General features: G+C 67.2%; 20 protein-coding genes. 8 read left to right on the top strand and 12 right to left on the bottom strand.

Going from position 1 to position 21,859, the window contains the following annotated elements; all coding sequences use genetic code 11:
• Positions 1-26 precede the first annotated feature (26 nt).
• The 7 genes from gspL to AC1DOP_RS17140 are packed head-to-tail and all read left to right on the top strand — an operon-like array spanning position 27 to position 8,289.
• Complete coding sequence (gene gspL / locus AC1DOP_RS17110; RefSeq protein ID WP_477252384.1) at positions 27-1,235, top strand: type II secretion system protein GspL; 1,209 nt, start codon at positions 27-29, stop codon at positions 1,233-1,235.
• Complete coding sequence (gspM, locus tag AC1DOP_RS17115) at positions 1,232-1,750, top strand: type II secretion system protein GspM (protein ID WP_442122987.1); 519 nt, start codon at positions 1,232-1,234, stop codon at positions 1,748-1,750. Before gspL ends, gspM begins: the two co-directional genes overlap by 4 nt.
• On the top strand, positions 1,747-2,520 hold the full coding sequence (gene gspN, locus AC1DOP_RS17120; protein ID WP_442122988.1) for a type II secretion system protein N: 774 nt from the start codon (positions 1,747-1,749) through the stop codon (positions 2,518-2,520). The genes gspM and gspN overlap by 4 nt, the downstream gene beginning before the upstream one ends.
• Positions 2,520-4,886 (top strand): type II secretion system secretin GspD, encoded by a 2,367-nt coding sequence (gene gspD / locus AC1DOP_RS17125; RefSeq protein ID WP_477252387.1) that lies wholly within the window; start codon positions 2,520-2,522, stop codon positions 4,884-4,886. The genes gspN and gspD overlap by 1 nt, the downstream gene beginning before the upstream one ends.
• Positions 4,887-4,892: 6 nt before the next feature.
• A complete protein-coding gene (gene gspE, locus AC1DOP_RS17130) occupies positions 4,893-6,320 on the top strand; it encodes a type II secretion system ATPase GspE (RefSeq protein ID WP_442122990.1) in 1,428 nt (475 codons plus the stop codon).
• On the top strand, positions 6,320-7,540 hold the full coding sequence (gspF, locus tag AC1DOP_RS17135) for a type II secretion system inner membrane protein GspF (RefSeq protein ID WP_442122991.1): 1,221 nt from the start codon (positions 6,320-6,322) through the stop codon (positions 7,538-7,540). Before gspE ends, gspF begins: the two co-directional genes overlap by 1 nt.
• A gap of 11 nt (positions 7,541-7,551) precedes the next feature.
• Positions 7,552-8,289, top strand: coding sequence for a type II secretion system protein N (locus AC1DOP_RS17140; protein ID WP_477252390.1), 738 nt, complete (start codon positions 7,552-7,554; stop codon positions 8,287-8,289).
• A 3-nt stretch (positions 8,290-8,292) separates the two neighbouring features.
• Here AC1DOP_RS17140 and AC1DOP_RS17145 read toward each other — a convergent pair whose 3' ends face one another.
• The 11 genes from AC1DOP_RS17145 to AC1DOP_RS17195 all read right to left on the bottom strand — a co-directional run bounded on the left by AC1DOP_RS17145 (position 8,293) and on the right by AC1DOP_RS17195 (position 18,889).
• Positions 8,293-9,024 carry a helix-turn-helix domain-containing protein gene (locus AC1DOP_RS17145; protein ID WP_442122993.1) on the bottom strand — a complete coding sequence of 244 codons (732 nt, stop codon included), beginning with the start codon at positions 9,022-9,024 and terminating at the stop codon, positions 8,293-8,295.
• Positions 9,025-9,042: 18 nt separating this feature from the next.
• On the bottom strand, positions 9,043-9,204 hold the full coding sequence (locus tag AC1DOP_RS17150; RefSeq protein ID WP_442122994.1) for a hypothetical protein: 162 nt from the start codon (positions 9,202-9,204) through the stop codon (positions 9,043-9,045).
• A 50-nt stretch (positions 9,205-9,254) separates the two neighbouring features.
• Positions 9,255-10,589, bottom strand: a complete 1,335-nt coding sequence (hslU, locus tag AC1DOP_RS17155) for an ATP-dependent protease ATPase subunit HslU (protein WP_477252436.1) — start codon at positions 10,587-10,589, stop codon at positions 9,255-9,257.
• Positions 10,590-10,612: 23 nt separating this feature from the next.
• Complete coding sequence (gene hslV / locus AC1DOP_RS17160) at positions 10,613-11,149, bottom strand: ATP-dependent protease subunit HslV (protein WP_442122996.1); 537 nt, start codon at positions 11,147-11,149, stop codon at positions 10,613-10,615.
• A gap of 100 nt (positions 11,150-11,249) precedes the next feature.
• Positions 11,250-12,623 carry an STAS domain-containing protein gene (locus AC1DOP_RS17165; RefSeq protein WP_477252393.1) on the bottom strand — a complete coding sequence of 458 codons (1,374 nt, stop codon included), beginning with the start codon at positions 12,621-12,623 and terminating at the stop codon, positions 11,250-11,252.
• Positions 12,624-12,816: 193 nt separating this feature from the next.
• On the bottom strand, positions 12,817-13,269 hold the full coding sequence (gene dksA, locus AC1DOP_RS17170; protein WP_442122998.1) for an RNA polymerase-binding protein DksA: 453 nt from the start codon (positions 13,267-13,269) through the stop codon (positions 12,817-12,819).
• Between the two features lie 204 nt (positions 13,270-13,473).
• A complete protein-coding gene (locus AC1DOP_RS17175; protein WP_477252395.1) occupies positions 13,474-14,532 on the bottom strand; it encodes a CobW family GTP-binding protein in 1,059 nt (352 codons plus the stop codon).
• A gap of 113 nt (positions 14,533-14,645) precedes the next feature.
• Positions 14,646-15,584: a tyrosine recombinase XerC gene (gene xerC, locus AC1DOP_RS17180; RefSeq protein WP_477252397.1), complete on the bottom strand. Its 939-nt coding sequence runs from the start codon at positions 15,582-15,584 to the stop codon at positions 14,646-14,648.
• A gap of 1 nt (position 15,585) precedes the next feature.
• Positions 15,586-16,263 (bottom strand): DUF484 family protein, encoded by a 678-nt coding sequence (locus AC1DOP_RS17185; RefSeq protein WP_442123001.1) that lies wholly within the window; start codon positions 16,261-16,263, stop codon positions 15,586-15,588.
• 100 nt (positions 16,264-16,363) lie between these two features.
• A complete protein-coding gene (locus tag AC1DOP_RS17190; protein ID WP_477252399.1) occupies positions 16,364-17,635 on the bottom strand; it encodes a porin in 1,272 nt (423 codons plus the stop codon).
• A 189-nt stretch (positions 17,636-17,824) separates the two neighbouring features.
• Positions 17,825-18,889 (bottom strand): porin, encoded by a 1,065-nt coding sequence (locus AC1DOP_RS17195; RefSeq protein ID WP_442123003.1) that lies wholly within the window; start codon positions 18,887-18,889, stop codon positions 17,825-17,827.
• A gap of 464 nt (positions 18,890-19,353) precedes the next feature.
• Here AC1DOP_RS17195 and AC1DOP_RS17200 point away from each other — a divergent pair, with 464 nt between their 5' ends.
• Complete coding sequence (locus AC1DOP_RS17200; protein ID WP_477252401.1) at positions 19,354-20,973, top strand: tetratricopeptide repeat protein; 1,620 nt, start codon at positions 19,354-19,356, stop codon at positions 20,971-20,973.
• Positions 20,974-20,994: 21 nt separating this feature from the next.
• Here the strand turns inward: AC1DOP_RS17200 and dapF are convergent, their stop codons facing one another.
• Positions 20,995-21,858 carry a diaminopimelate epimerase gene (gene dapF, locus AC1DOP_RS17205; RefSeq protein WP_477252403.1) on the bottom strand — a complete coding sequence of 288 codons (864 nt, stop codon included), beginning with the start codon at positions 21,856-21,858 and terminating at the stop codon, positions 20,995-20,997.
• Position 21,859 lies beyond the last annotated feature (1 nt).

A 21,859-nucleotide genomic window follows, 5' to 3' on the forward strand; every position in this document is an offset into this window, starting at 1 on the left:
GGCGCTCTGAAAGAAAGAGAGACAGATTGACTACACTGTATATCCGGCATCCCGCCCGCGCGGAAGGCGAACATGCGCTGAGCCGCTTCGCCCTCGTGAACGACGGCGGCGTCATCGAGCAGCAGGGCGAAGGCCCGCTGCGCAACCTCGGCGACCTGGTCGGTGGTAACCGGGTCGTGCTGCTGCTGGCCGGCACCGATGTCAGCCTGCTGTCGGTCCAGGCTCCGCCGCTGACCGGCGCGCGCCTGAAGGCGGCGCTGCCCGGCCTGGTCGAAGAACACATCCTGGGCGATCCGGCCGACCACGTGCTGGTGGCCGCGCCCCAGCAGCCGGACGAGACCCGTCCGATCGCCGTGGTCGACCGCGACTGGCTGGAAGCCATCGTGCGCAGCCTGCTGGCCCAGGGCGCGCGCTCGGTCGCCGCCGTGCCGGCCCAGCTCTGCCTGCCGCTGCAGCCGGGCAGCGTCTCGGCTGCCATCCAGGGCGCCGAACTGACCCTGCGCCAGGGCCTGTTCCAGGGCTTCGGCCTGGCGCTCGACGCCGTCCCGGCAGTGGTGCTGCAGACCGCGCGCGCCTTCAGCGGCGACGCCCCGCTGGTGCTCTACGTGCCGGCCAGCCAGCTGGGCGAATACCAGGCCCTTGCTTCGGAAGCCGGTCCCGGCATCGCCCTCGAAACCGACGACTGGGCGCACTGGATCGCCGGCTCGAAGAGCACCGCGCTCGACCTGGTGAGCGGCCTCGGCGCCGCCGGCAGCCAGCCGCGCGACTGGCGCCGCTGGCGCTGGCCGATCCGCCTGGCCTTGCTGGCGCTGGCGGTCAACCTGATCGGCCTGAACATCGAATGGCTGCGCCTGAAGCGCGAAGCCGAGACCGTACGCCAGTCGATGACCCAGACTTTCCGCTCGGTGTATCCGAACCAGACCACGATCCTCGATCCGGTGGCCCAGATGCGCCAGAACATCGCGCGCGCCCGCGCCAGCACCGGCGACGTCGCGCCCGACGAATTCACCTGGATGGCATCGGCCCTCGGCGAAGCGACGCGGTCTCTCGCGCGTCAGCCCGGCATTGCGTCAATCGAATACCGCGAACGCGCGCTGTCGGTGAAAGTCAAACCCGAAACCGTCGACCCCGGTTTGACGGGCCAGTTGCGCAGCGCCCTGGCCGCCCGCAACATGAGTCTCGACGAGACCGCACCGGGCAGCTGGGTGATCCGCAGCACAGGAGTCAAGCAATGAGTTTCGCCACCACCATCGCCCAATACCGCGAGCGCGCCACCGCGCTCTGGCTTTCGCGCACCGAACAGGAACGGCGCTTCCTGGGCGTCGGCGGCGCCGTCGTGCTGCTGGCGCTGCTCTACCTGATCCTGGTCGACCCGGCCGTCGAGGGCCGCGCCCTGCTGAACCGCAGCCTGCCGCAACTGCGCCAGCAGGCCGCCGAACTGCAGGTCATGGCCCAGGAAGCGACCAAGCTGGCGCAGGCGCCGGCGATCCAGGTGGCGCCGCTCACCCGCGAGACCGTCAGCACCAGCCTCAGCGGACGCAGCCTGACGCCGCAATCGCTGTCGATGACGGGCGAGTACATCAAGCTGCAACTGAATAACGTGTCGTTCGCCAACCTGGCAAGCTGGCTCGACGAACAGCGCCGCAGCAACCGCGTGCTGGTGCAGGACGCCGTCGTGACCGCCTTGCCGGCGGCCGGCCAGGTCGATGCCAGCCTGACGCTGCGCCAGAACACCGGCAACGCTCAATGAGGCAGGCGCTGCTGTGGATCGGGCTGAGCGTGCTCGCGGTCGCCGTCACGATCCTCGTGTTCCTGCCGGCGGCGTGGCTGGGACCGATGGTCGAGCGCCAGACGGGCGGACGTTTGACTCTGGGGGATGCGCAGGGTACGCTGTGGCGCGGCTCGGCCTTCGTGGGCGGCGCCCCGGGCGAGGGCGGGGCGGTGACGCCGCTGCTGCCGGGCCGGTTCAGCTGGCGGCTGTCGCCGCTGGTGCTGTTCGGCCAGGTCAGCATGGAACTGGCAAACGACAAGGCGCTGGCGCAGCCGGTCAGGATCAGCGGCAGCTGGTCGCAATGGCAGGTCAGCGCCGGCGAACTGCTGCTGCCGGCCGAGGGCCTGGCCGGGCTGGGCGCGCCGCTGAACACGCTGGCGCCGTCGGGCGTGATCAGGCTGTCGTGGAATCTGCTGGACATCGCACGCCAGGGCCAGGCGGTGGCCGTGCAGGGACGGACCGTGCTGTCGCTGACCGATATGGGGTCGCGCATGAGTCCGGTAAAGCCGCTCGGCAGCTACGAGCTGGCGATGGACTGGCGCGGACAGCGGGCGGACTTGTCCCTGCGTACCGTGCGCGGCGCGCTTTTGCTCTCTGGTAGTGGTACGCTGGAAAACGGCCGGCTGCGATTCTCGGGCCAGGCGCAAGCGGCCGAAGGATACGAAGACTCGCTGGGCAACCTGCTCAACCTGCTGGGCCAGCGCCGAATGGTGAACGGCAAGAACATAATCGCATTAGAGTTCAGATAATGAAAAACACCCACCGTAGCACCCTGCAACTTCCGGCCCTGCGCCGCATCGTCGCCGGCGCCATGCTGTGCTGCGCCGTCGTGACGGCCGTTGCGCCCGCGCCCGCCTTTGCCCAGGAAGGCGGCGGCGCCGCGCTCAACTTCGTCAACGCCGACATGGAGTCGGTGATCAAGGCGGTCGGGCACTACACCGGCATGACCTTCATCATCGACCCGCGCGTCAAGGGTACGCTGACCCTGGTGTCGGAGCGCACCCTGAGCAAGGCCCAGGCCTTCGCCCTGCTGACCTCGGCGCTGCGCCTGCAGGGCTATGCGGTGGTCACCGGCGACGGCTACGCGAAGGTGGTGCCGGAAGCCGAAGCCAAGCTGCAGTCCTCGCCGACCCAGGTCGGGGTCGGCGGCTCGAAGGCGCGCGGCGACCAGATCGCGACCCAGGTCTACCGCCTGCAGCACGAATCGGCGGCCAACCTGACGGCCGTGCTGCGCCCGCTGATCTCGCCGAACAACTCGATCATGGCCGATCCGGGCAACAACAGCCTGGTCATCACCGACTACGCCGACAACCTGCGCCGCCTGTCGAAGATCATCGCCGCGCTCGACGCGCCGTCCACCGGCGACCTCGACGTGGTGCCGATCCGCAACGGCATCGCCAGCGACGTCGCGACCCTGGTCACGCGCCTGATGGAGCCGAGTCCGGGCGGCGACGCCGGCCGCGTCACCGTGCTGGCCGATCCGCGCACCAACGCGGTGATCGTCCGTGCGCCCTCGGCGGCGCGCGCGAACATGGCGAAAAGCCTGATCGCCAAGCTCGACCAGCCGACTGCCGAACTCGGCAACATCCACGTCGTCTACCTGAAGAACGCCGACGCCAGCAAGGTCGCGCAGACCCTGCGCGCGGTGGTGTCGCAGGATGCCTCGGCGGTGCCGGTGCAGCAGCAGGGCACCTCGGGCGGTTCGATCCAGTCCGCCGGCGCCGGCGGCACCGGTGGCGCCGGCGGGCTCGGCGGCCAGCAGGGCCAGCAGAGCAGCGTCGGCATGGGCGGCACCGGCAATACCTTCGCCCAGCAGGGCCAGGCCACGGCGGCCGGCGGCGGCGGCGGCCAGGGCTCCGGCTTCATCCAGGCCGACGCCTCGACCAACAGCCTGATCATCACCGCGCCTGACGCGGTCTACCGCAACCTGCGCGCCGTCATCGACCAGCTCGACGTGCGCCGCGCCCAGGTCTACATCGAGGCGCTGGTGGTCGAGATCACCTCGAACAAGGCGTCCGAGTTCGGCGTGCAGTGGGTCGGCCTGTCCGGCGACAACACCAGCAGGTACCGCGTGGGTGGCCTGCAGTCCTTCAACAGCGGCCAGTCCAACAACATCATCAACCTGGCGGCGGCCGCGGCCGGCGGCCTGGGCGGCACCGGCACCACCGGCGGCACCAGCAGCAGCCTGCCGTCGCTGAGCGGCCTGTCGGTCGGTATCTTCCGCCAGATCAACGGCAAGCTGGGCCTGGGCGCGATCGCCAGCGCCCTTGAAAGCGACGGCAACGCCAATATCTTGTCCACGCCGAACATGATCACGCTGGATAACGAGCTGGCAACGATCAAGGTCGGCCAGAACATCCCGATCATCACCGGTTCGTTCACGACCGGTGCGAGCGGGGCCAGCAATCCGTTCCAGACGGTCGACCGCAAGGACGTGGGCCTGCTGCTGAAGGTGCGCCCGCAGATTTCCGAAGGCGGTACGATCAAGCTCTCGATCTACCACGAGAATTCGGGGATCGACAATTCGGTTCCGACCAACTCGGGCGGCATCATCACCACCGTCCGCGCGATCGAAAGCAACGTGCTGGCCGACGATGGCCAGATCATCGTACTCGGTGGCCTGATCTCGGATGACGAAGGCCACAACGTCGAAAAGGTGCGTGGCCTGGGCGACCTGCCGATCATCGGCAACCTGTTCAAGTACCAGACGCGCAGCCGCGTCAAACGCAACCTGATGGTTTTCCTGCGTCCCGTGGTGGTGCGCAGCAAGGAACAGAACACCAGCGTCTCGATGGACCGTTATGAGCTGATGCGTGCCACCGGCGAGGCCAGCCAGCCGGTCGACGATTCGGTCCTGCTGCGCAACCTCGGTGCGCCGATGCTGCCTCCATTAACCAATGGCCAGCCGCCCGCGGGCGGTGCGATGGCCACGATGCCGCCGCCGGCGCCGGTTGCGCCGCGGCCGGGCGCCGCCACCGGTCCGGGCACCAACCAGCCGGTCCGGCCTGGGCAGTCCCAGCAGCCGCAGTACCGCCCGGTGCAGCCGGCCCAGTCTCCGGCCCAGCAGCCCGCCCAGCAGCCCGAATACCGGCCGGCATCGCCGACCCAGAATTGATGAACCATGACTAACCTGTTGCCCTACGCATTCGCACGTGACTACGGCGTGCTGGCGCGTTCCAACGGCGACCCTTCGCAGGCCGTCGAAGTGCTGGTCTCGAACGCGACCAAGCCGGCCGCGATCGCGGAAGTCTCGCGCCGTTTCGGCCGCATCGCCCTGCACCGCATGGACCGCGCCGAACTGGAAGCGGCGATCGCCGCCGCCTACGCCAATGCCGGCGGCGACGCGTCCCAGGTGGCCGACGAATTCGATGCCGACCTGGACCTCACCAAGCTGCTGCAGGACGTGCCGGCCATCGAAGACCTGCTGGAATCGTCCGACGACGCCCCGGTGATCCGCATGATCAATGCGCTGCTGACCCAGTCGCTGCGCGAAGGCGCCTCCGATATCCATATCGAGCCCTTCGAGCAGACTTCCGTGGTGCGCTTCCGCATCGACGGCGCGCTGCGCGATATCGTGCGGCCGCGCAAGGCGATCCACGCCTCGCTCATTTCGCGTATCAAGATCATGAGCCAGCTGGACATCGCCGAGAAACGCCTGCCGCAGGACGGCCGCATCACCTTGCGGGTGGGCGGCAAGCCGGTCGACGTGCGCGTCTCGACCCTGCCGACCGGCCACGGCGAGCGCGCCGTGCTGCGTCTGCTCGACAAGGAAGCGGGCCGCCTCGACCTCGGCCACCTCGGCATGAGCGAGAGCCTGCTGCCGCAGTTCGACAGGATGATCAACCAGCCGCACGGCATCGTGCTGGTGACGGGCCCGACCGGTTCCGGCAAGACCACCACGCTGTACGCCTCGCTGTCGCGCCTGAACGCGACCACCACCAACATCATGACGGTGGAGGATCCGATCGAATACGACCTGCCGGGCATCGGCCAGACCCAGGTCAACGCCCGCATCGACATGACCTTCGGCAAAGCCCTGCGCGCCATCCTTCGCCAGGACCCGGACGTGATCATGATCGGCGAGATCCGCGACCTCGAAACCGCGCAGATCGCGGTCCAGGCTTCGCTCACCGGCCACCTGGTGCTGGCGACCCTGCACACCAACGATGCCGCCTCGGCCGTCACCCGTCTGCTGGACATGGGCATCGAGCCCTTCCTGTTGTCGTCATCTCTGCTGGGCGTGATGGCGCAGCGTCTGGTGCGCAAGCTCTGTCCCTACTGCAAGAAGCAGGATGGCAACGGCCAGTGGCAGGCGGTCGGCTGCGAGCGCTGCGGCCATACCGGCTACCACGGCCGGGTCGGCGTCTACGAACTGCTGGAAACGAACGAGCAGATCCGCGCGCAGATCCACAACCAGGTGTCGGAAGCCGAGATCCGCGACACCGCGCTGAAGTCCGGCATGAAGACCATGCGCGAGGACGGCGAACGCTGGGTCCGCGACGGCGTGACCACGGAAGCCGAGCTGGTCCGCGTGACGAAGGCTGACTGATGCCGGCATTCCGCTATGAAGCCGTCGATACCGGTGGCGTCACCCGCAAGGGCGTGCTGAACGCCGACAGCCCGCGCGCCGCACGCGCCGACCTGCGCCTGCAGGGTCTGACGCCGCTGAGCGTCGAGGCCATCGCGGCCCAGGTCGATGAGAGCGGGGCGACCCGTTCGCGCGGCTTCGGCGAACGCCTGTCCCAGGTCGAGCTGGCCCTGTTTACGCGCCAGCTGGCCAGCTTGCTGGAAGCGGGCCTGCCGCTCGAACAGGCATTCACGGCCCTGCTGGAACAGGCCGAGCGCCCCTACATGCGCGACCTGATCGCCTCGATCCGTTCCGAGGTGATGGGCGGCGCCTCCTTTTCCAGCGCGCTGTCGCGCCATCCGCGCGACTTCGCCGAGATCTACCGCGCGCTGGTCTCGTCCGGCGAGCAGATCGGCCAGCTGGCGCGCGTGCTGGCGCGCCTGGCCGACTATATCGAGCGCCGCAACGCGCTGGTGCAGCGGGTGCGGCTGGCGTTCACCTATCCGGCCATCGTTACCGTGGTCGCGTTCGCGATCGTGATCTTCCTGCTCACCTACGTGGTGCCGCAGATCGTCTCGGTGTTCGCCAACACCAAGCAGAAGCTGCCTTTCCTGACCATCATGATGCTGGGCGTGTCGAACTTTACGCGCGCTTACGGCATCTATGTGGGATTGGCCATCGTCGGGGCCTGGATCATGTGGCGCCGGGCGCTGCGCAATCCCGCGCTCAAGCTGCGCTGGCATGCCTGGCTGCTGGATGCCCCGGTCTACGGCCGCTTCGAGCGCAGCCTGAACACGGCGCGTTTCGCCAGCACCCTGGCGATCACCACCGGTTCCGGGGTGCCGATCCTGCGCGCGCTGGAAACCAGCCGCGACACGCTGTCGAACGTGGCCATGAAAGGGCTGGTGGAGGACGCGACCGCCAGCGTGCGCGAGGGCGTGAGCCTGGCGCGGGCCTTGTCGGTCCAGAAGTATTTCCCGCCGATGCTGGTGCACATGATCCGCGCCGGCGAGATCACCGGCGAATTGCCGGCCATGCTGGAGCGCGCCGCCGATTCCCAGCAGGCCGACCTGGAGCGCCGTGCACTGACCATCGCCGGCCTGCTCGAGCCGGTGCTGATCCTGGCCATGGGCCTGGTCGTGCTGCTGATCGTGCTGGCGGTGCTGATGCCGATCATTGAAATCAACCAGTTGGTGCGCTGATAAGGAAATTGATGAACAAGCGTTTGCCCCTCGTTTTGAGCCTGCTCGGCGTGATCCTGCTGGCGGCCTCGCTCGCCTACTGGATCATGCAGCTGTACAAGCCAGTGCAGCGCCCGATCGCCGCGGTGCCGCGCACGAGCATGCCGGAGCCGTCGATCGATGCTGCCGCAACCTTGTTCGGTGGACAGGCCGCCACCGCCAGCGCAAGCAATTACCAGCTGACCGGCATCGTTGCCGCCGGGCGCGACAGCGTGGCCATCATCGTGGCCGAGGGCTCGCCGCCGAAGGCGCTGAAGGTGGGCAAGGAAGTGGCGCCGGGCATTACCCTGGCCGAGGTGCATCCGCGCTATGTGATGCTGTCCGATGGCGGCGTCATGAAGCGGCTCGACCTGGCGGCCGACACCAAGCCGGCGGCGTCCATGGACGGCGCCGCGGTTCCTCCGGGAGCGCCGGCGGCAACACCCAATGGGCCACCGCCGCTACCGGTCGGCGCCACGCCGGAGCCGCCAATGGCGCCGGGTGCAATCCAGCAGTCGACCCAGAGCCAGGAGTTCGGCAACCAGGCCGAGCCCACCCAGCAGCATGAGGCGCCGCCGCCGGCCAACCCGAACGCCGCGCCCGCCAACCAGAACAATCAAAACAATCCGAACGTGAACAACCCGCCCCCGCCCCCGGCGCCGGTACAGATGCCGCCGCCGACCCGCTCGACCGGCAGCCCGGCCGGTGGCGCGGTGCCGACCACGCAATAAACCTTAACGGCGGAGTGCCGTAAAGGCGGAGAATTCCCAGGAGCGGAACCCCACCAGCAAGGTAAAACCGTCGCGTTCGCGCGGCGGCAGGCGGCGGTCGTTGCGGTGCAGGCGCGCCAGTTCGCCGGCCAGTTGGTGGATTTTTTCCACCAGTTCGCCGGCGCTGGCCAGCGACAGCCGCGCCGGCAGGCACATCAGCGCTTCTCCCGGGCCGTCGAAGCGGCCGTCGAAATAATCCCCCACCACATGCTCGCGGAAATAGCGCTGCACCGGGCCGTCCGGCAGCCAGCGGAAGGCGTTCGAGACGCGCAGGCTGTAGCGGTTCAGGGGTTTCAGTTCGATCAGTCCCAGCCGGTCCAGCTCGGCCAGCAGGCCGATGCATTCGGGCTCGGTCAGGCGGTAGGTCTCGACGATCTGCTCCAGGCTCCAGTGCCCGAGGCAGCAGATCGCCATCAGCAGCAGGCGCGGATTGGCGACCAGCGAGGTTTCCTGATTGAGGGTGAGGGTGTCGGCCTGGGGCCGGGCGTCGGCCGCGCGGCGCAGCACGTCTTCGAGGGCGATGCCGGCGGCCTGGCAGATCTGGGCCAGGCGGGATAGCGTCATGTCCTTCTGGCCGAACATGCGCTTGATGCTCGATTCGCTCATCGCGATGCGGTCGGCCAGCATCTTGTAGGTGATGCCCGCGGCGCGCAGCTCGGCGCGCAGGACGTCCAGCAGCATGTCGGGTGAGCTCATGGGCTTTGTCGTTTGTGCTTACTCGTCGTCGGCTTCCAGCTTGACCTTCTTCAGCGCGCGCTTGGCGGCCAGCCTTTCGCTGGCGACCGGCTTCTCGTGGGAGCCGGCCGAGCGCTGCTTGGCGAAGCCGGCGAAGGGGTTGCGCGGCTTGAGCGGTGGTGCCGGTTGGACACGCAGCATCATTCTCTGCCGGGTTGCAAGCGCCTTGTTCGCCATCTTCGCTCCTTTGATTACAACACGTAACGCGACAGGTCTTCGTTGACCGCCAGCTTGTCGAGCCGCTCGTTCACGTAGGCGGCGTCGATGACCAGGGTCTGGCCCGACTTGTCGCTGGCCGAGTACGAGATCTCCTCGAGCAGCTTTTCCATCACCGTGTACAGGCGGCGGGCGCCGATGTTCTCGGTGCGCTCGTTGACAGAATACGCGATCTCGGCCAGGCGGTGGATGCCTTCCGCTGCGAATTCCAGGCTCACGCCCTCGGTCGCCAGCAGGGCCTCGTACTGCTTGGTCAGGCTGGCGTCGGTGGAGGTCAGGATGCTCTTGAAATCTTCGACCGACAGCGCTTCCAGTTCGACGCGGATCGGGAAGCGGCCCTGCAGTTCCGGGATCAGGTCGGAAGGCTTGGACAGGTGGAACGCGCCCGAGGCGATGAACAGGATGTGGTCGGTCTTGATCATGCCATATTTCGTGTTCACCGTCGTGCCCTCGACCAGCGGCAGCAGGTCGCGCTGCACGCCGGCACGCGAGACGTCGGCCCCGCCCTGCTCGGAGCGCGAGGCGATCTTGTCGACCTCGTCCAGGAACACGATGCCGTTCTGCTCGACGGTCTGGATCGCCTTCTGCTTCATCTCGTCTTCGTTGACGAGCTTGGCGGCTTCCTCGTCGATCAGGATCTTCATCGCGTCCTTGACCTTCATCTTGCGCGGCTTCTTGCGGCTTGCTCCGACGCCGGCGAACATCGACTTGATCTGCTCGGTCATCTCTTCCATGCCCGGCGGCGCCATGATGTCGACCTGGGGTGCGGCGTCAAGCACTTCGATCTCGATTTCCTTGTCGTCGAGGGCGCCTTCGCGCAGGCGCTTGCGGAAGGTCTGGCGGGTGGTGTCACCATCCTTCGATTCGGTGCTGGCGACGTTGAAGCCGAAGTCGCGCGCCGGCGGCACCAGGATGTCGATCACGCGGTCCTCGGCGGCGTCTTCGGCGCGCTGGCGGTTCTTCTTCATTTCGCTGGCGCGGGTCTGTTTGACGCCGATGTCGATCAGGTCGCGGATGATGGTGTCGACGTCGCGGCCGACATAGCCGACCTCGGTGAACTTGGTCGCCTCGACCTTGATGAAGGGCGCATCGGCCAGCTTGGCCAGGCGACGCGCGATCTCGGTCTTGCCGACGCCGGTCGGGCCGATCATGAGGATGTTCTTCGGCGTGATCTCGTGGCGCAGGGGTTCAATCACCTGCTGGCGGCGCCAGCGGTTACGCAGGGCGATCGCCACCGCGCGCTTGGCCTTGCCCTGGCCTACCACGTGCTTGTCGAGTTCCGAAACGATTTCGGCGGGGGTCATGTTCATGTGATGGTTGTTCATTGATCAGCTCAGTCCAGCGTCTCGACGATGTGGGACAGGTTCGTATAAATGCACAGCTCGCCGGCGATGGTGAGCGCCTTCTTGACGACGTCCGCCGGGGACAGGTCGGTGTTTTCCTGCAGGGCCTTGGCGGCCGACTGGGCGTACACGCCGCCCGAGCCGATCGCGCCGATGCCGTCCTCGGGCTCGAGCACGTCGCCGTTGCCGGTGATGATCAGGGTCTTCTCGCGGTCGGCGACCAGCAGCATCGCCTCCAGGCGGCGCAGGATGCGGTCGGTGCGCCAGTCCTTGGCCAGTTCGACCGAGGCGCGCAGCAGGTTGCCCTGGTGTTTTTCCAGTTTGGCCTCGAAGCGGTCGAGCAGGGTGAAAGCGTCCGCGGTACCGCCCGCGAAGCCGCACAATACCTTGCCCTGGTACAGCTTGCGCACCTTGCGCGCAGAGCCCTTCATGACGACATTGCCCAGGGTGACCTGGCCGTCGCCGCCGAGCGCGACTTGTTCGCCGCGCCGCACGCTCAGAATGGTCGTGCCGTGAAATTGTTCCATAGTTGCCTCGTGGTTGATTGCCAACCGCAGGTGGGGCTACTCCATACAATTACAAGGTGAAACTGTCGGGTCCGGCAGCCGGCTTACGGTTCGATATTGTTCAGTATTTGTGTGCGTACAGGCGCGCGACTTCTCCCACGCCGAGCAGGCGCAGCAGGGCGGCCACGAGGTGGTTCAGGTCGCGCAGCTCGATGCTGCGCGGCGCATCGGCGTTGCCGCTGCCCTTGCCATGCGCGGCCAGCTGGCGCAGGCGGGCGCCGAACACGGTGGCCGCCACGTAGTCCATGCGCGCCAGGCGCGAGCAGTCCAGCACGAGGGAGGGATGCTGGGCGGCATAGGCATCGATCGCCGCCAGCAGCGCCGCGCTGTCGCCCTCGACCAGGCCCGGCAGCAGGAAGCGGTCGCCGGCGGCCGCGCTGCCGTCCGTGGTGGCGCCGACGCTGACGGCGGCCCGCGCCGGCGCCTCGAAGGAGGGCGGCGAGACCTCGAAGGTGACGCAGTAATCCATGGCCGTCTCTTCGAAATCCTTTTCGCGGTTCAGCAGCAGCAGCAGTTCGAGCAGCAGCAGCCAGGGCGCTTCGCCGGAGCCGCGCTCCCCGATCGCCAGCATCGGGCGCAGCACGGCGATCAGGTGGTCGGCGCCGGCCACGGCCAGTTCGCGGCCGCTGCGGCGCAGGGTCTGCAGGGCATCGAGCAGGACCGCGCAGCCCTCCGCGGTGGCGCTGGCGACGGCGCCGAATTCCAGGCGCACCAGCGGGCCGGCGGCGGGCGCCAGCACCCTTGCCAGCTGGACGCCGGCAGTGGCGTCGAGCCGGCCCGGCAGGGTGGCGGTCGGGGTCACGCCGGCGAAGGGCTGGCCGGCCGCCTGCGCCGCCGGCGGCGCGTTCGGCGGCAGCCAGGCCGGCGGCGAGGTCTCGAAATGGCTGGCGTAGTCGATCGCGATGCTCTCGAACGCGGCCTCGCGGCCGGTGACCTGGTAGAGGTCGAACAGCATCCACCAGGGCTGGCGCTCATTGCGGCAGGGGCTGCCGAGGCAGGCGCGCAGGGCCGCTTCGGCAGCCTCGCCCTGGCCGTTGGCATACAGGATGGCCGCTTCCTCGACGGCCGGCGCGCTGGAGGGCGCCGCGGCGGGGTCCGGCGTGCCTTCCTCGGCCAGCAGGCCTTCCGTGTTCAGTTCGAGCAGGGAGGCGCTCGGCAGGCCCGCGGCGACCGCCGGCGTGCGCCGGTTGCCGGCCCAGGCCCGGTCGTCGAAGATGTCGGAAGCCATCTCCAGTTCGATCTCGTCGATCTTGGCGGCGGTGGCGCGCGCGATCTCGCGCTGGCGCTCGCGCTCGGCTTCGGTGTCGAGCCGCATGCGGGTGGACGGCGCGAAGGCGCTGGCAGGACCGGCGCTGTCGATGGCGGCGCGCGGGCGTGCGCCGGCCTGCGCCTCGGGCGCATCGTCCTTTTTCTTGAGAAAGGAAAAGAATCCCACGTCGGTCCTTGTCTACCGTTTTTCACCGGTCGAGACAGTAGCACGACGGCCTGCGGCACGTGGCGCGCACGCCTGAGCTGCGTCAATCGACAGGCTAGCCGACGCTAGTGTATCCCATGGGAAATTTATCTGGCGTCCAAATAAAAAAAGCATGCGATGGGCGCATGCTTTTTTCAGGGCAGACCGTCACGGTTCAATCACCGTACAGTTTCTGCTTCAGTTCGCGGCGCTGCTGGGCTTCCAGCGACAGCGTGGCGGTCGGGCGGGCGATCAGGCGCGGAATGCCGATCGGCTCGCCGGTTTCCTCGCACCAGCCGTATTCGCCGGCTTCGATGGAAGCCAGCGACTGCTGCACTTTCTTGAGCAGCTTGCGCTCGCGGTCGCGGGTGCGCAGTTCGAGCGCGTGTTCTTCCTCGATCGTGGCGCGGTCGGCCGGATCCGGCACCAGCACCGTTTCACGCAGGTGCTCAGTCGTCTCGCCGGCGTTCTTCAGCAGTTCCTTCTCGAGTTCCTGCAGGCGGTTCTTGAAGAACGCCAGCTGGGCCGGATTCATGTAGTCGTCGTCGCTCATGGCCCGAATTTCCTCTTCCGTCAGGAGGCGGTCTTCGGGCTGCGCCACGGTATTCGGTTTCGTTGTTTTAGTCATGACTTCACTTACCTTTGATACGACAGAGTTTCCATTTTATCAGCTTACTCAGCGGTACTTTATGACAGTGTGCGCGCTGATTCGCTGCCGTGACGGCAGGGCTTGCTGCCCCGCCTGTCCCGCTGCCTGGCGGGACTGTTCAGTCGTTTGACTACCGGCCTGCACAGTCAGCTTGGCTGACCCGCAATACAGAACCGGAGTAGTTTATACCAAACATTGTTCTAATCCTCGGATAAAGACGTCTTTTGGTAAATTTTTACCAATAAAGACCATTTTGCTCCCGCGCGGCTCCTGATCGCCCCACTTTGCACCCAGGTCGCTGCCCATGATTTGATGCACGCCCTGGAATACGACCTTGCGATCCGCGCCGGCCATCGACAGCACACCTTTATAGCGCAGCATATTCGGGCCGAACACCTGCACCATGCTGCCGAGGAACTGGTCGAGGCGTTCCGGATCGAAGGCGCGCTCGCTCTTGAACACGAAGGCGGCGATGTCGTCGCTGTGGTGGCTGTGGTGATGGTCGTGGTGATCGTGGCTGTGGTCGCAGGCCTCGGTGTGGACGTGATCGTGGTCGTGCTCATGTCCGTGATCGTGGGCTTCGTCGGCGGTCAGGAAGGCCGGGTCGAGTTCCAGCTTGTCGTTCAGGTTGAAGCCGCGCAGGTCGAGCACTTCCTGGATCGGCGCGCGGCCGAAGTCGGAGGTGGAGATCGGCGCACGCGGATTGATGCGGCGGATGCGCGCCTTGAGTTCCTCGACGGCGGCGGCGTCGACCAGGTCGGTTTTCGACAGCAGGATCTTGTCCGCGAAGCCGACCTGGCGCTGGGCCTCCTCGTGGCGGTCCAGCTGGTCCATGCCGTGGCGGGCGTCGACCACGGTCACCACGGCGTCGAGCAGATAGTGAGCGCCAACTTCCTCGTCGACGAAGAAGGTCTGGGCCACCGGACCGGGATTGGCCAGGCCGGTGGTCTCGATCACCACGCGGTCGAACTGCAGCTTGCCGGCATCGCGCTTGCGCGCCAGGTTGCCGAGGGCGACGATCAGGTCCCCGCGCACCGTGCAGCAGATGCAGCCGTTGTTCATCTCGACGATCTGCTCGCCCGAATCCTGCACCAGGATTTCGTTGTCGATGTTTTCCTGGCCAAATTCGTTTTCGATCACGGCGATCCGCAGGCCGTGGTTTTCCTGCAGGATGCGGTTGAGCAGCGTGGTTTTGCCGGCGCCGAGGAAGCCGGTCAGGATGGTACTGGGGATCAATTCCATATTTCGCTATCCGATCAAAGTGGGGCCGGACGGCCGCCGAGAATCGGGGGATTATGCCGGAATTTATCGAATGTCACCACCGAGCACGACCGTGCGTGCGCCCGCTTCGGTCCTTACTTGGCTTTGGCGCGCGGATGCGCCTTGTCGTAGACCGCCGCCAGGTGCTGGAAATCGAGCGAGGTATAGATCTGGGTCGAGGTGATGCTGGCGTGGCCCAGCAGTTCCTGGACCGCGCGCAGGTCGCCCGAGGATTGCAGCAGGTGCGAGGCAAAGGAGTGGCGCAGCACGTGGGGATGGACGTGGACCGGCAGGCCGGCCTTCAGCGCATGGGCTTTCAGGCGGTGCTGGACCACGCGCGGCGTGACGCGGGCGCCGCGCGCCGACAGGAACAGGGCCTGGCTGCCGTCGCTGCTGGGCGGACGCACCGCCAGCCAGGCCGCGATCGCTTCCAGCGCCGGGCCGCCGACCGGCACCCGCCGCATCTTGCTGCCCTTGCCGGTGACCACGACTTCTCGCGCCCCCAGCTCCAGCCAGCCGAGCGAGGCCGGCGCGCCATCCCTGGCGGCGACGAAGCCGAGGTCCAGTCCCACCAGTTCCGAGACCCGCAGGCCGCTCGAGTACAGCAGCTCGAACATCGCGCGGTCGCACAGTTCGGCCGGTTCGGGGTGGCCGCGGCGGTTCGCTTCCATCAGGCGCACGGCGTCGTCGACCGGCAGGGCTTTCGGCAGGCGCCTGGCGCGGCGCGGCGCACGCACGCCCTCGACGGGGTTGGCGGGAAGAAGCGTGTGGCGGGCCAGCCAGTTGAAGAAGCCGCGCCAGCCGGACAGCTTGCGCGCGATCGAGGTCGGGCTCTGGCCCTCGGCATGCAGTCTGGCGGCGAAGCGGCGGATCTCGAAATGGCTCAGCCTGGTCCAGTCGCTGTGGCCGGCCAATGCGGACAGTTCGGCCAGGTCGCGCGCATAGGCGGCGATGGTATGGCTGGAGAGCTTGCGCTGGATGCGCAGCTCGTCCAGGTAGCGGCCGGTCCAGTCGTCGGCGGCCGGGCTGTCCATCTCAGGCAGCGCGCAGGGGGCAGAGGGCGGCGCTGGCCGTCTCGCCGATGTGGACCAGGAAGTCGGTCGCCATGCTGGCGCCGAAGCGTTCGGCATCCGGCGAACCGAGCACCAGCAGGCCGAAGGCCGAGCCGCCGGCGCGCAGCGGCACCAGCACGGTCGAGCGTACGGAGGCGCTGTCCTCGAGCCAGCGCACGGCGTCGAAATCGCGGTTCGGGCCGCAATACGGCGCACGCAGGCCGTTGGCGAACAGGCGGACGTCGTCGGACACGTCGCTCGCATACCACTCGTCGGCATGGCCCGGACCCAGGTTCCACAGGCGCAGGGTCGCCTGCGGCACCACGAAATGCTTGATCAGGCCGTCGACCACGGCGCGCGGCATCGCGGCCGGCGCTTCGTCGGGAGCGCCGGCTTCCAGCAGCTGGCGGGTCCAGCCGTGGAAACGGTTGGCGATCGCCGCGTTTTCCTCGGCATGGCGCACCAGTTGCGACATGCGCAGTTCGAGCGCCTTGTACTTGTCGCGCATCACTTCCATCTGGCGTTCCTGCAGCGAGACGGCGCGGCCGGTCAGTGGGCTCGACAGTTTTACCTCGCCCAGCAGGCCGGCGTATTCTTCAAAAAACTGCGGGTGGTCGACCAGGTATTGGGCGATGGCAGCGGGATCCAGCGTTACGGTCATTGCACGGTCTTGCGAAAAAGGTGGACCGCTCATTTTACCTGACTGCAAACGCCGTAAGCAGATAAACATCGCCGTTCCGCCCGTCGCCGTGGCGCCGGCGTCAGAAGCGGTAGCGCATCCCCAGCTGGAAGGCGCGCCCGTCCTCGCCCGGCTTGGGCGTGAAGCCGCCCGGCGCCCCCGCCGTGGCCGGACTGTACTGGGCCTCGTTCCGGTTGCGGATGAAGGAGGCCACCGCGTAGATGTCGGTGCGCTTCGACAGGAAGTAGTTGTAGCCGAGAGCGAACAGGGTGGCATCGCTGTCGGACACCGTGCGGTCGTTCTGGTGCGCGACCGAGGCCAGGATGCGGCCCGGCCCGATGCGGTAGTGCAGCCCGACCTGGTAGCCCACCGCATCGATCTGGCTGTTGAAGCTGATGTTGTCGATGAACACGGTGCGCAGGGCGGCGGCGGTGGCCGGGCCGAGCGGCGCGAGCTGGGGCGCGATCTGAGCATCCCAGCCGGCGATATAGGTGGGCAGCAGGGTCGAATGACGGTTGCGCTGGTCGTGCCAGCCGGCGAAGAATTTCCAGTCGTTCCAGGCATACGAGCCGCCGATCGTCGAACTGCGCAGGCTGGGCGCGCCGTTCGGGTCGTAGCCGTGGTTGTGGCCGATGCCGACATCCCAGCCGTTCGCCTTGTAGGTGATGGCCGCGCCCCAGAACCTGTTGTACAGGCCGTAGTAGCCGGAACCCCGGCCCGCGATCATGACCGAGGCGCCGATGCCGGAGGGCAGGGCGATCCGGTACTGCAGGGAACGCTGGGAGCGGATGTCGGCGCCCAGCGCCTGGAAGCCGGCGGTGCCGCCGGTGATGCTGCCCCAGGTGCCGCCGGTGCCGACCTCGAAGGTGTCGGCGGCGGCGAAGACTTCGTAGCCCGGCGTGTACATGCGCCCGACCAGGACCGCGCCCAGCGGCGTGATCATGCCGACCATGGCGGTGCGGTCGAACAGGGCGTTTTCCGGATTGACAGCCGGGCCGCCGGGCGGCTGCAGCGCGCGGCGCACGGCGCTCAGGAGGTTGGGCGGCAGGGCGCCCATGCCGCGCGTCAGGTAATAGCCCTGGTTCTCGTTGATCAGGACCGGCTGCTGCTTGCCGGTGTCGAGTTCGACGCGCGCCTCCAGGTTGAACACGGCTTTCATGCCGCGGCCGAGGTCTTCGCTGCCCTTGACGCCGAGCCGCGAGCCGTCTTCGCCACCACTGATGATCTTGGGGTGGGAGCCGCGCTGCCACATCAGGCCCGCATCGGCGATACCGTAGAACTGAACGCTGGTCTGGGCCAGCACGAGGGTCGGAACACAGGCGCCGGCGAGCGCGCCCAGCAGGATCTTCTTCATCGCATCTCCCATGGCAAATCGGACCGCATCGACATCATCGGATGCCCATCAATTCGCGCCGGCCAATACTGCTCAGCCGCGTAAGCGTTGCGCGAATCGCACAAGGCCTGGATGCAACAAGGGCGGACCTGGTTGCCCAGGCCCGCCCTTGCGGACTTCAGCTAAACGGGAGCAAGCTCCCGGTTTGGCTTAGAACGAGTGGTTCACGCCCACGTCGTAGTGGTTGACAGTCGGGGTGCCAGCCAGGTTGCCGGTGGCGACGTTGACGATGTCTTTCTTACGCGATGCGTCCACGTACAGGTAGGTACGCTTCGACAGGTTGTATTCGTAGCCCAGCGAGTACTGCTTGGTCGAAGCAGTGTTGTCGATGTGCTTGCGGCCGTAACCAGCCAGCACCTTGCCCGGACCGACGGCGTAGGTCGCACCGACCAGCCATGCCTTGGTCGTCGGACGCAGGGTGTTGGTGTGCTCCTGGTCCTGGTGGGTGTAGGTAGCCATCAGCTTCAGTTCCGGGGTAGCGGCGACCGAACCGGCGACCGACCACACCTTGCTTTCGACGGCGTTACGCTCGTAAGCCACCATCGCGGCTGCCGGACCGTTGTTGTAGGTCGCAGCGACCGAGAACGGGTTCACGGTGCCTTCGGCATTGACGCCGTACGAAGCAGCGCCGGCGCCGATACCGGTCAGCGAGCCGCCGGTCGATTCCTTGGTTGCCCACGAAGCGTTCACCTGGAAGCCATTGGCGACCGGCGAGTTATAGAAGATCGCATTCGAGATGCGGTTGTTGTTCGGCGAACCGCCGCTGGTGTTGGTGTCCAGCGGAGCCGAGTTGAAGCCGGCGACCGAGATGTCGGTGTAGAAACCGGCCGGCGACGGCAGGCCGTGCCACGGCTCGAACGAACCGACGACTTCCTGGAACGGGGTCAGGCCACGGCCCAGGCGGACCATACCGAAATCACCTTGCAGACCGACGCGGGTCTGGCCCTGGAACAGCGGACGGCCGTTGTTCTCGGTGGTGCCGGTGTCCGGCTCGTAACGCATTTCGATCTGGAACAGTGCCTTCAGGCCGTTGCCCAGGTCTTCGGTACCTTTGAAGCCCAGGGTGTTCGAGGCACGCTTGCCGATGTTCAGGGTCTGGTCGGTACGCTTGATCAGGCCGGCGTCGATGTTACCGTAGATCGTCACAGCGGTTTGAGCTTGCGCCACACCGGCGAATGCGCCCAGCAGAGCGACTGCCAAGAGTGATTTTTTCATCTAATTGTTTCCTTATAAAGTGAATCGCAGGAATCCAGAGAGCATTGAGACTTATTCTTGTTGCTGAACACTCGGATGTGTGAACTTTAGTTTCTCAATGCGTCAAGATTGTCGGATTTGTCAATTATGACGGCTCCACTTGGTCGAAAGCCAATAAATCCAATCGTGCTGTTGTATTTTCGAAACGCCTGGGTTCGTGCAGCAGGGAAATCTTAAGCCTTGTTTAAGTTTCCGGGCGTCATCATGCCAGCCAGGCACAAGCAGTGATATTTGTGCAGCCTCAAATGCACATGGAATCGCAAACGAATCGCCCCTGAGCCGGCTATAGACTCTGGCCCATCCGTCAACCGCACACCGGATCACACAGCTTGGCGAACTGATCCGTCACGTATTCACCGTGATTTGCATGCTTCTGTACGCATCTGCGGCGGCGTTTCCATTACCGATACGTAGTAAGACAAGCGATGGCAAACCGTGAAGAGCTAGCAATCATCCGTGGCGCGCGCGCCGGCCGGGCCGAAGCCCAGCTGGCGCTCGGCCGGCTCTACCTGTTCGGCAGCACCGGTCTGCCGAAGAGTCTGCCCACCGCCCTGCACTGGTTGGATCGTGCTGCAAGGCAAGGTTGCGCCGAGGCATGGCAGCTGATCGGCAACCATATACCCCTCGACCTCGCCCGGCAGAGTTCCGAGTCCGTCACCGGCTGGTACGAGCGCGCCTACGACGGCGGCCTGGCGCGAGCCGGGCTCGTCTATGCACAGCTGGTGCTGGGCGGCGAGCGGGTGGCGCCGGGGCAGCGCGCCAAGGCCCTGCGTGCGCTCGAGGACGCCGGCCGCGGCGGCTTCCCCGAGGCGCAGTGGCTGCTGGCGCGCGAACATGGGGCCGCGCCGCGCGCGGGCGGGCTGGAGCGCGGCATCCCGGCCGGCGGCTTGCCGGCAGCCGGACCCGCCGCCGGTGCCACGGAGCGCAGCCCTGCCACGATGCCGCGCACCGCGGCGCCGGACCGCAACGGGCAGCGCTGGCTGCGGCGCGCCGCCGACAATGGCGTCACCGCGGCCCAGTTCGCCTTGCTGGAACAGGAATGGGAGGCCGGCAGGCACCAGGCCTATCTCGAGCGTGCGCTGCCGCTTGCGCGGTCCCTGGCCCATTCCGAGGTGGCGCAGGACCGGGCCTGCGCGCGCCTGGCACCGGACGAGGTCACCCTGCTGTCGCGCTGCGCCCGCCTGGTCGACGAGGGCACCGTCGTCCACGACGTCGAGCCCGACGAACTGCATGCCTTCTGGGAACTGGCCGCCGCCGAGCAGGACCGCTACGCCCAGTTCGCGCTGGGCCTGTGGTCCGCGCGCATGCGCATCGACGGCCGCCGCGTTGCGGGAAGCGGCGCGGGCAGCAGCGGCGCGGCCAACTTCAAGAAGGCGGTGCGTTGGCTGCTGCAGGCCGGCGAGCAGGGCCTGGCCGAAGCCTGGTATGCGCTGTCGCGCATCTATGTGAAGCCGGAGTTTTCCCAGCGGAATGTAGTCGAGGCCCAGAAATACCTCGAGCGGGCCGCCGAGATGGGTTACCGCGACGCCCAGCTGGAATGCGGCAACGCCGCCTGGCGTGCGCGCCGCGAGAACGAGGGTAACGATGTGCGCGCCGTGTTCTGGCTGCAGAAGGCGGCTGTGCAGGGCTGCGCCAGGGCGGCCGCCATGCTGCACAAGATCGCGCCGCGCGGCCCGGGCGCCTGGCAGGACCTCGATGCGATGCTGGCGGGACGCGACCTGTCGGACTTTCCGCTGCTGGCGGCGCGCCTCGAACTGGCGCTGGCCTTCGGCCTGAGCCGCGCCGAGGCGCTGCTGCTCGAGGTCCGGAATGCGGATCGCGGCCATTGCCTGGTGATCGACATCCGCGCCAGCTACGGCCGCAGCCGGCGCCGTCTGGTGACGGTGGAAAGCGCCCAGGAGCGCCAGTTACTCGACCGCATCGGGCGCCTGTTCGAGAGCGTCGACTGCGGCCCGGGCGGGCCGGAAGGGAATTATCGCCAGCGCCTCTACCGTCTGCGGACCCTGCTGCCAGAGAGCTCTTTGGACCTCGACCTGGCAGCTTGACGACGCGTCAGACGCCGGTGATCAAAGCGTGATCTCGCCCTCGAACACGGTCTCGGCGGGGCCGCTCAGGTAGACCGGCTGGCCTTCGCCGGCCCAGGCGATGCTCAGACGGCCGCCGCGCGCCTCGACCTGGACTGGCGAGTCCAGCAGGCCGCGCCGGATGCCGGCCACGACCGCCGCGCAGGCGCCGGTGCCGCAGGCCAGGGTTTCGCCGGCGCCGCGCTCGAACACGCGCAGCTTCACGTGGCCGCGGTCCAGCACCTGCAGGTAGCCGGCGTTGACCCGCTTCGGGAAGCGCGGGTGGTGTTCGATCTGCGGACCGGTCTCCGCGACCGGCGCATTGTCGACGTCGTCGACCACCTGCACCGCGTGCGGATTGCCCATCGAGACGACCGATACCACCACGGTCTGCTCGGCACCGCGCGCGCGGACCGTCAGCGGCCACAGGGTGTCGCGGCCCTGGGCCACGCCGTCCAGGCCGCTGGCGTCGAAGGGCACCTGCGCCGGCTCCAGCACGGGCGCGCCCATGTCGACCGTCACGCTGCCGTCTTCTTCCAGGCGCGGCGTGATGATGCCGGCCATGGTCTGCACACGGATGCTGCGCTTGTCGGTCAGGCCCTTGTCGCTGACGAAGCGCACGAAGGCGCGCGAGCCGTTGCCGCACTGTTCGACCTCGCCGCCGTCGTTGTTGAAGATGCGGTAGCGGAAATCGCAGCCTGGATCGAGCGGACGTTCGACGATCAGGATCTGGTCGGCGCCGATGCCGAAGCGGCGGTCGGCCAGGCGGGCCCACTGCGCGGGGCTCAGCTCGACCTGCTGGTTGACGGCGTCGATGACGATGAAATCGTTGCCGGCGCCGTGCATCTTGGTGAATTTCAGTTTCATG

The organism is Massilia sp. 01N410, assembly GCF_056399665.1.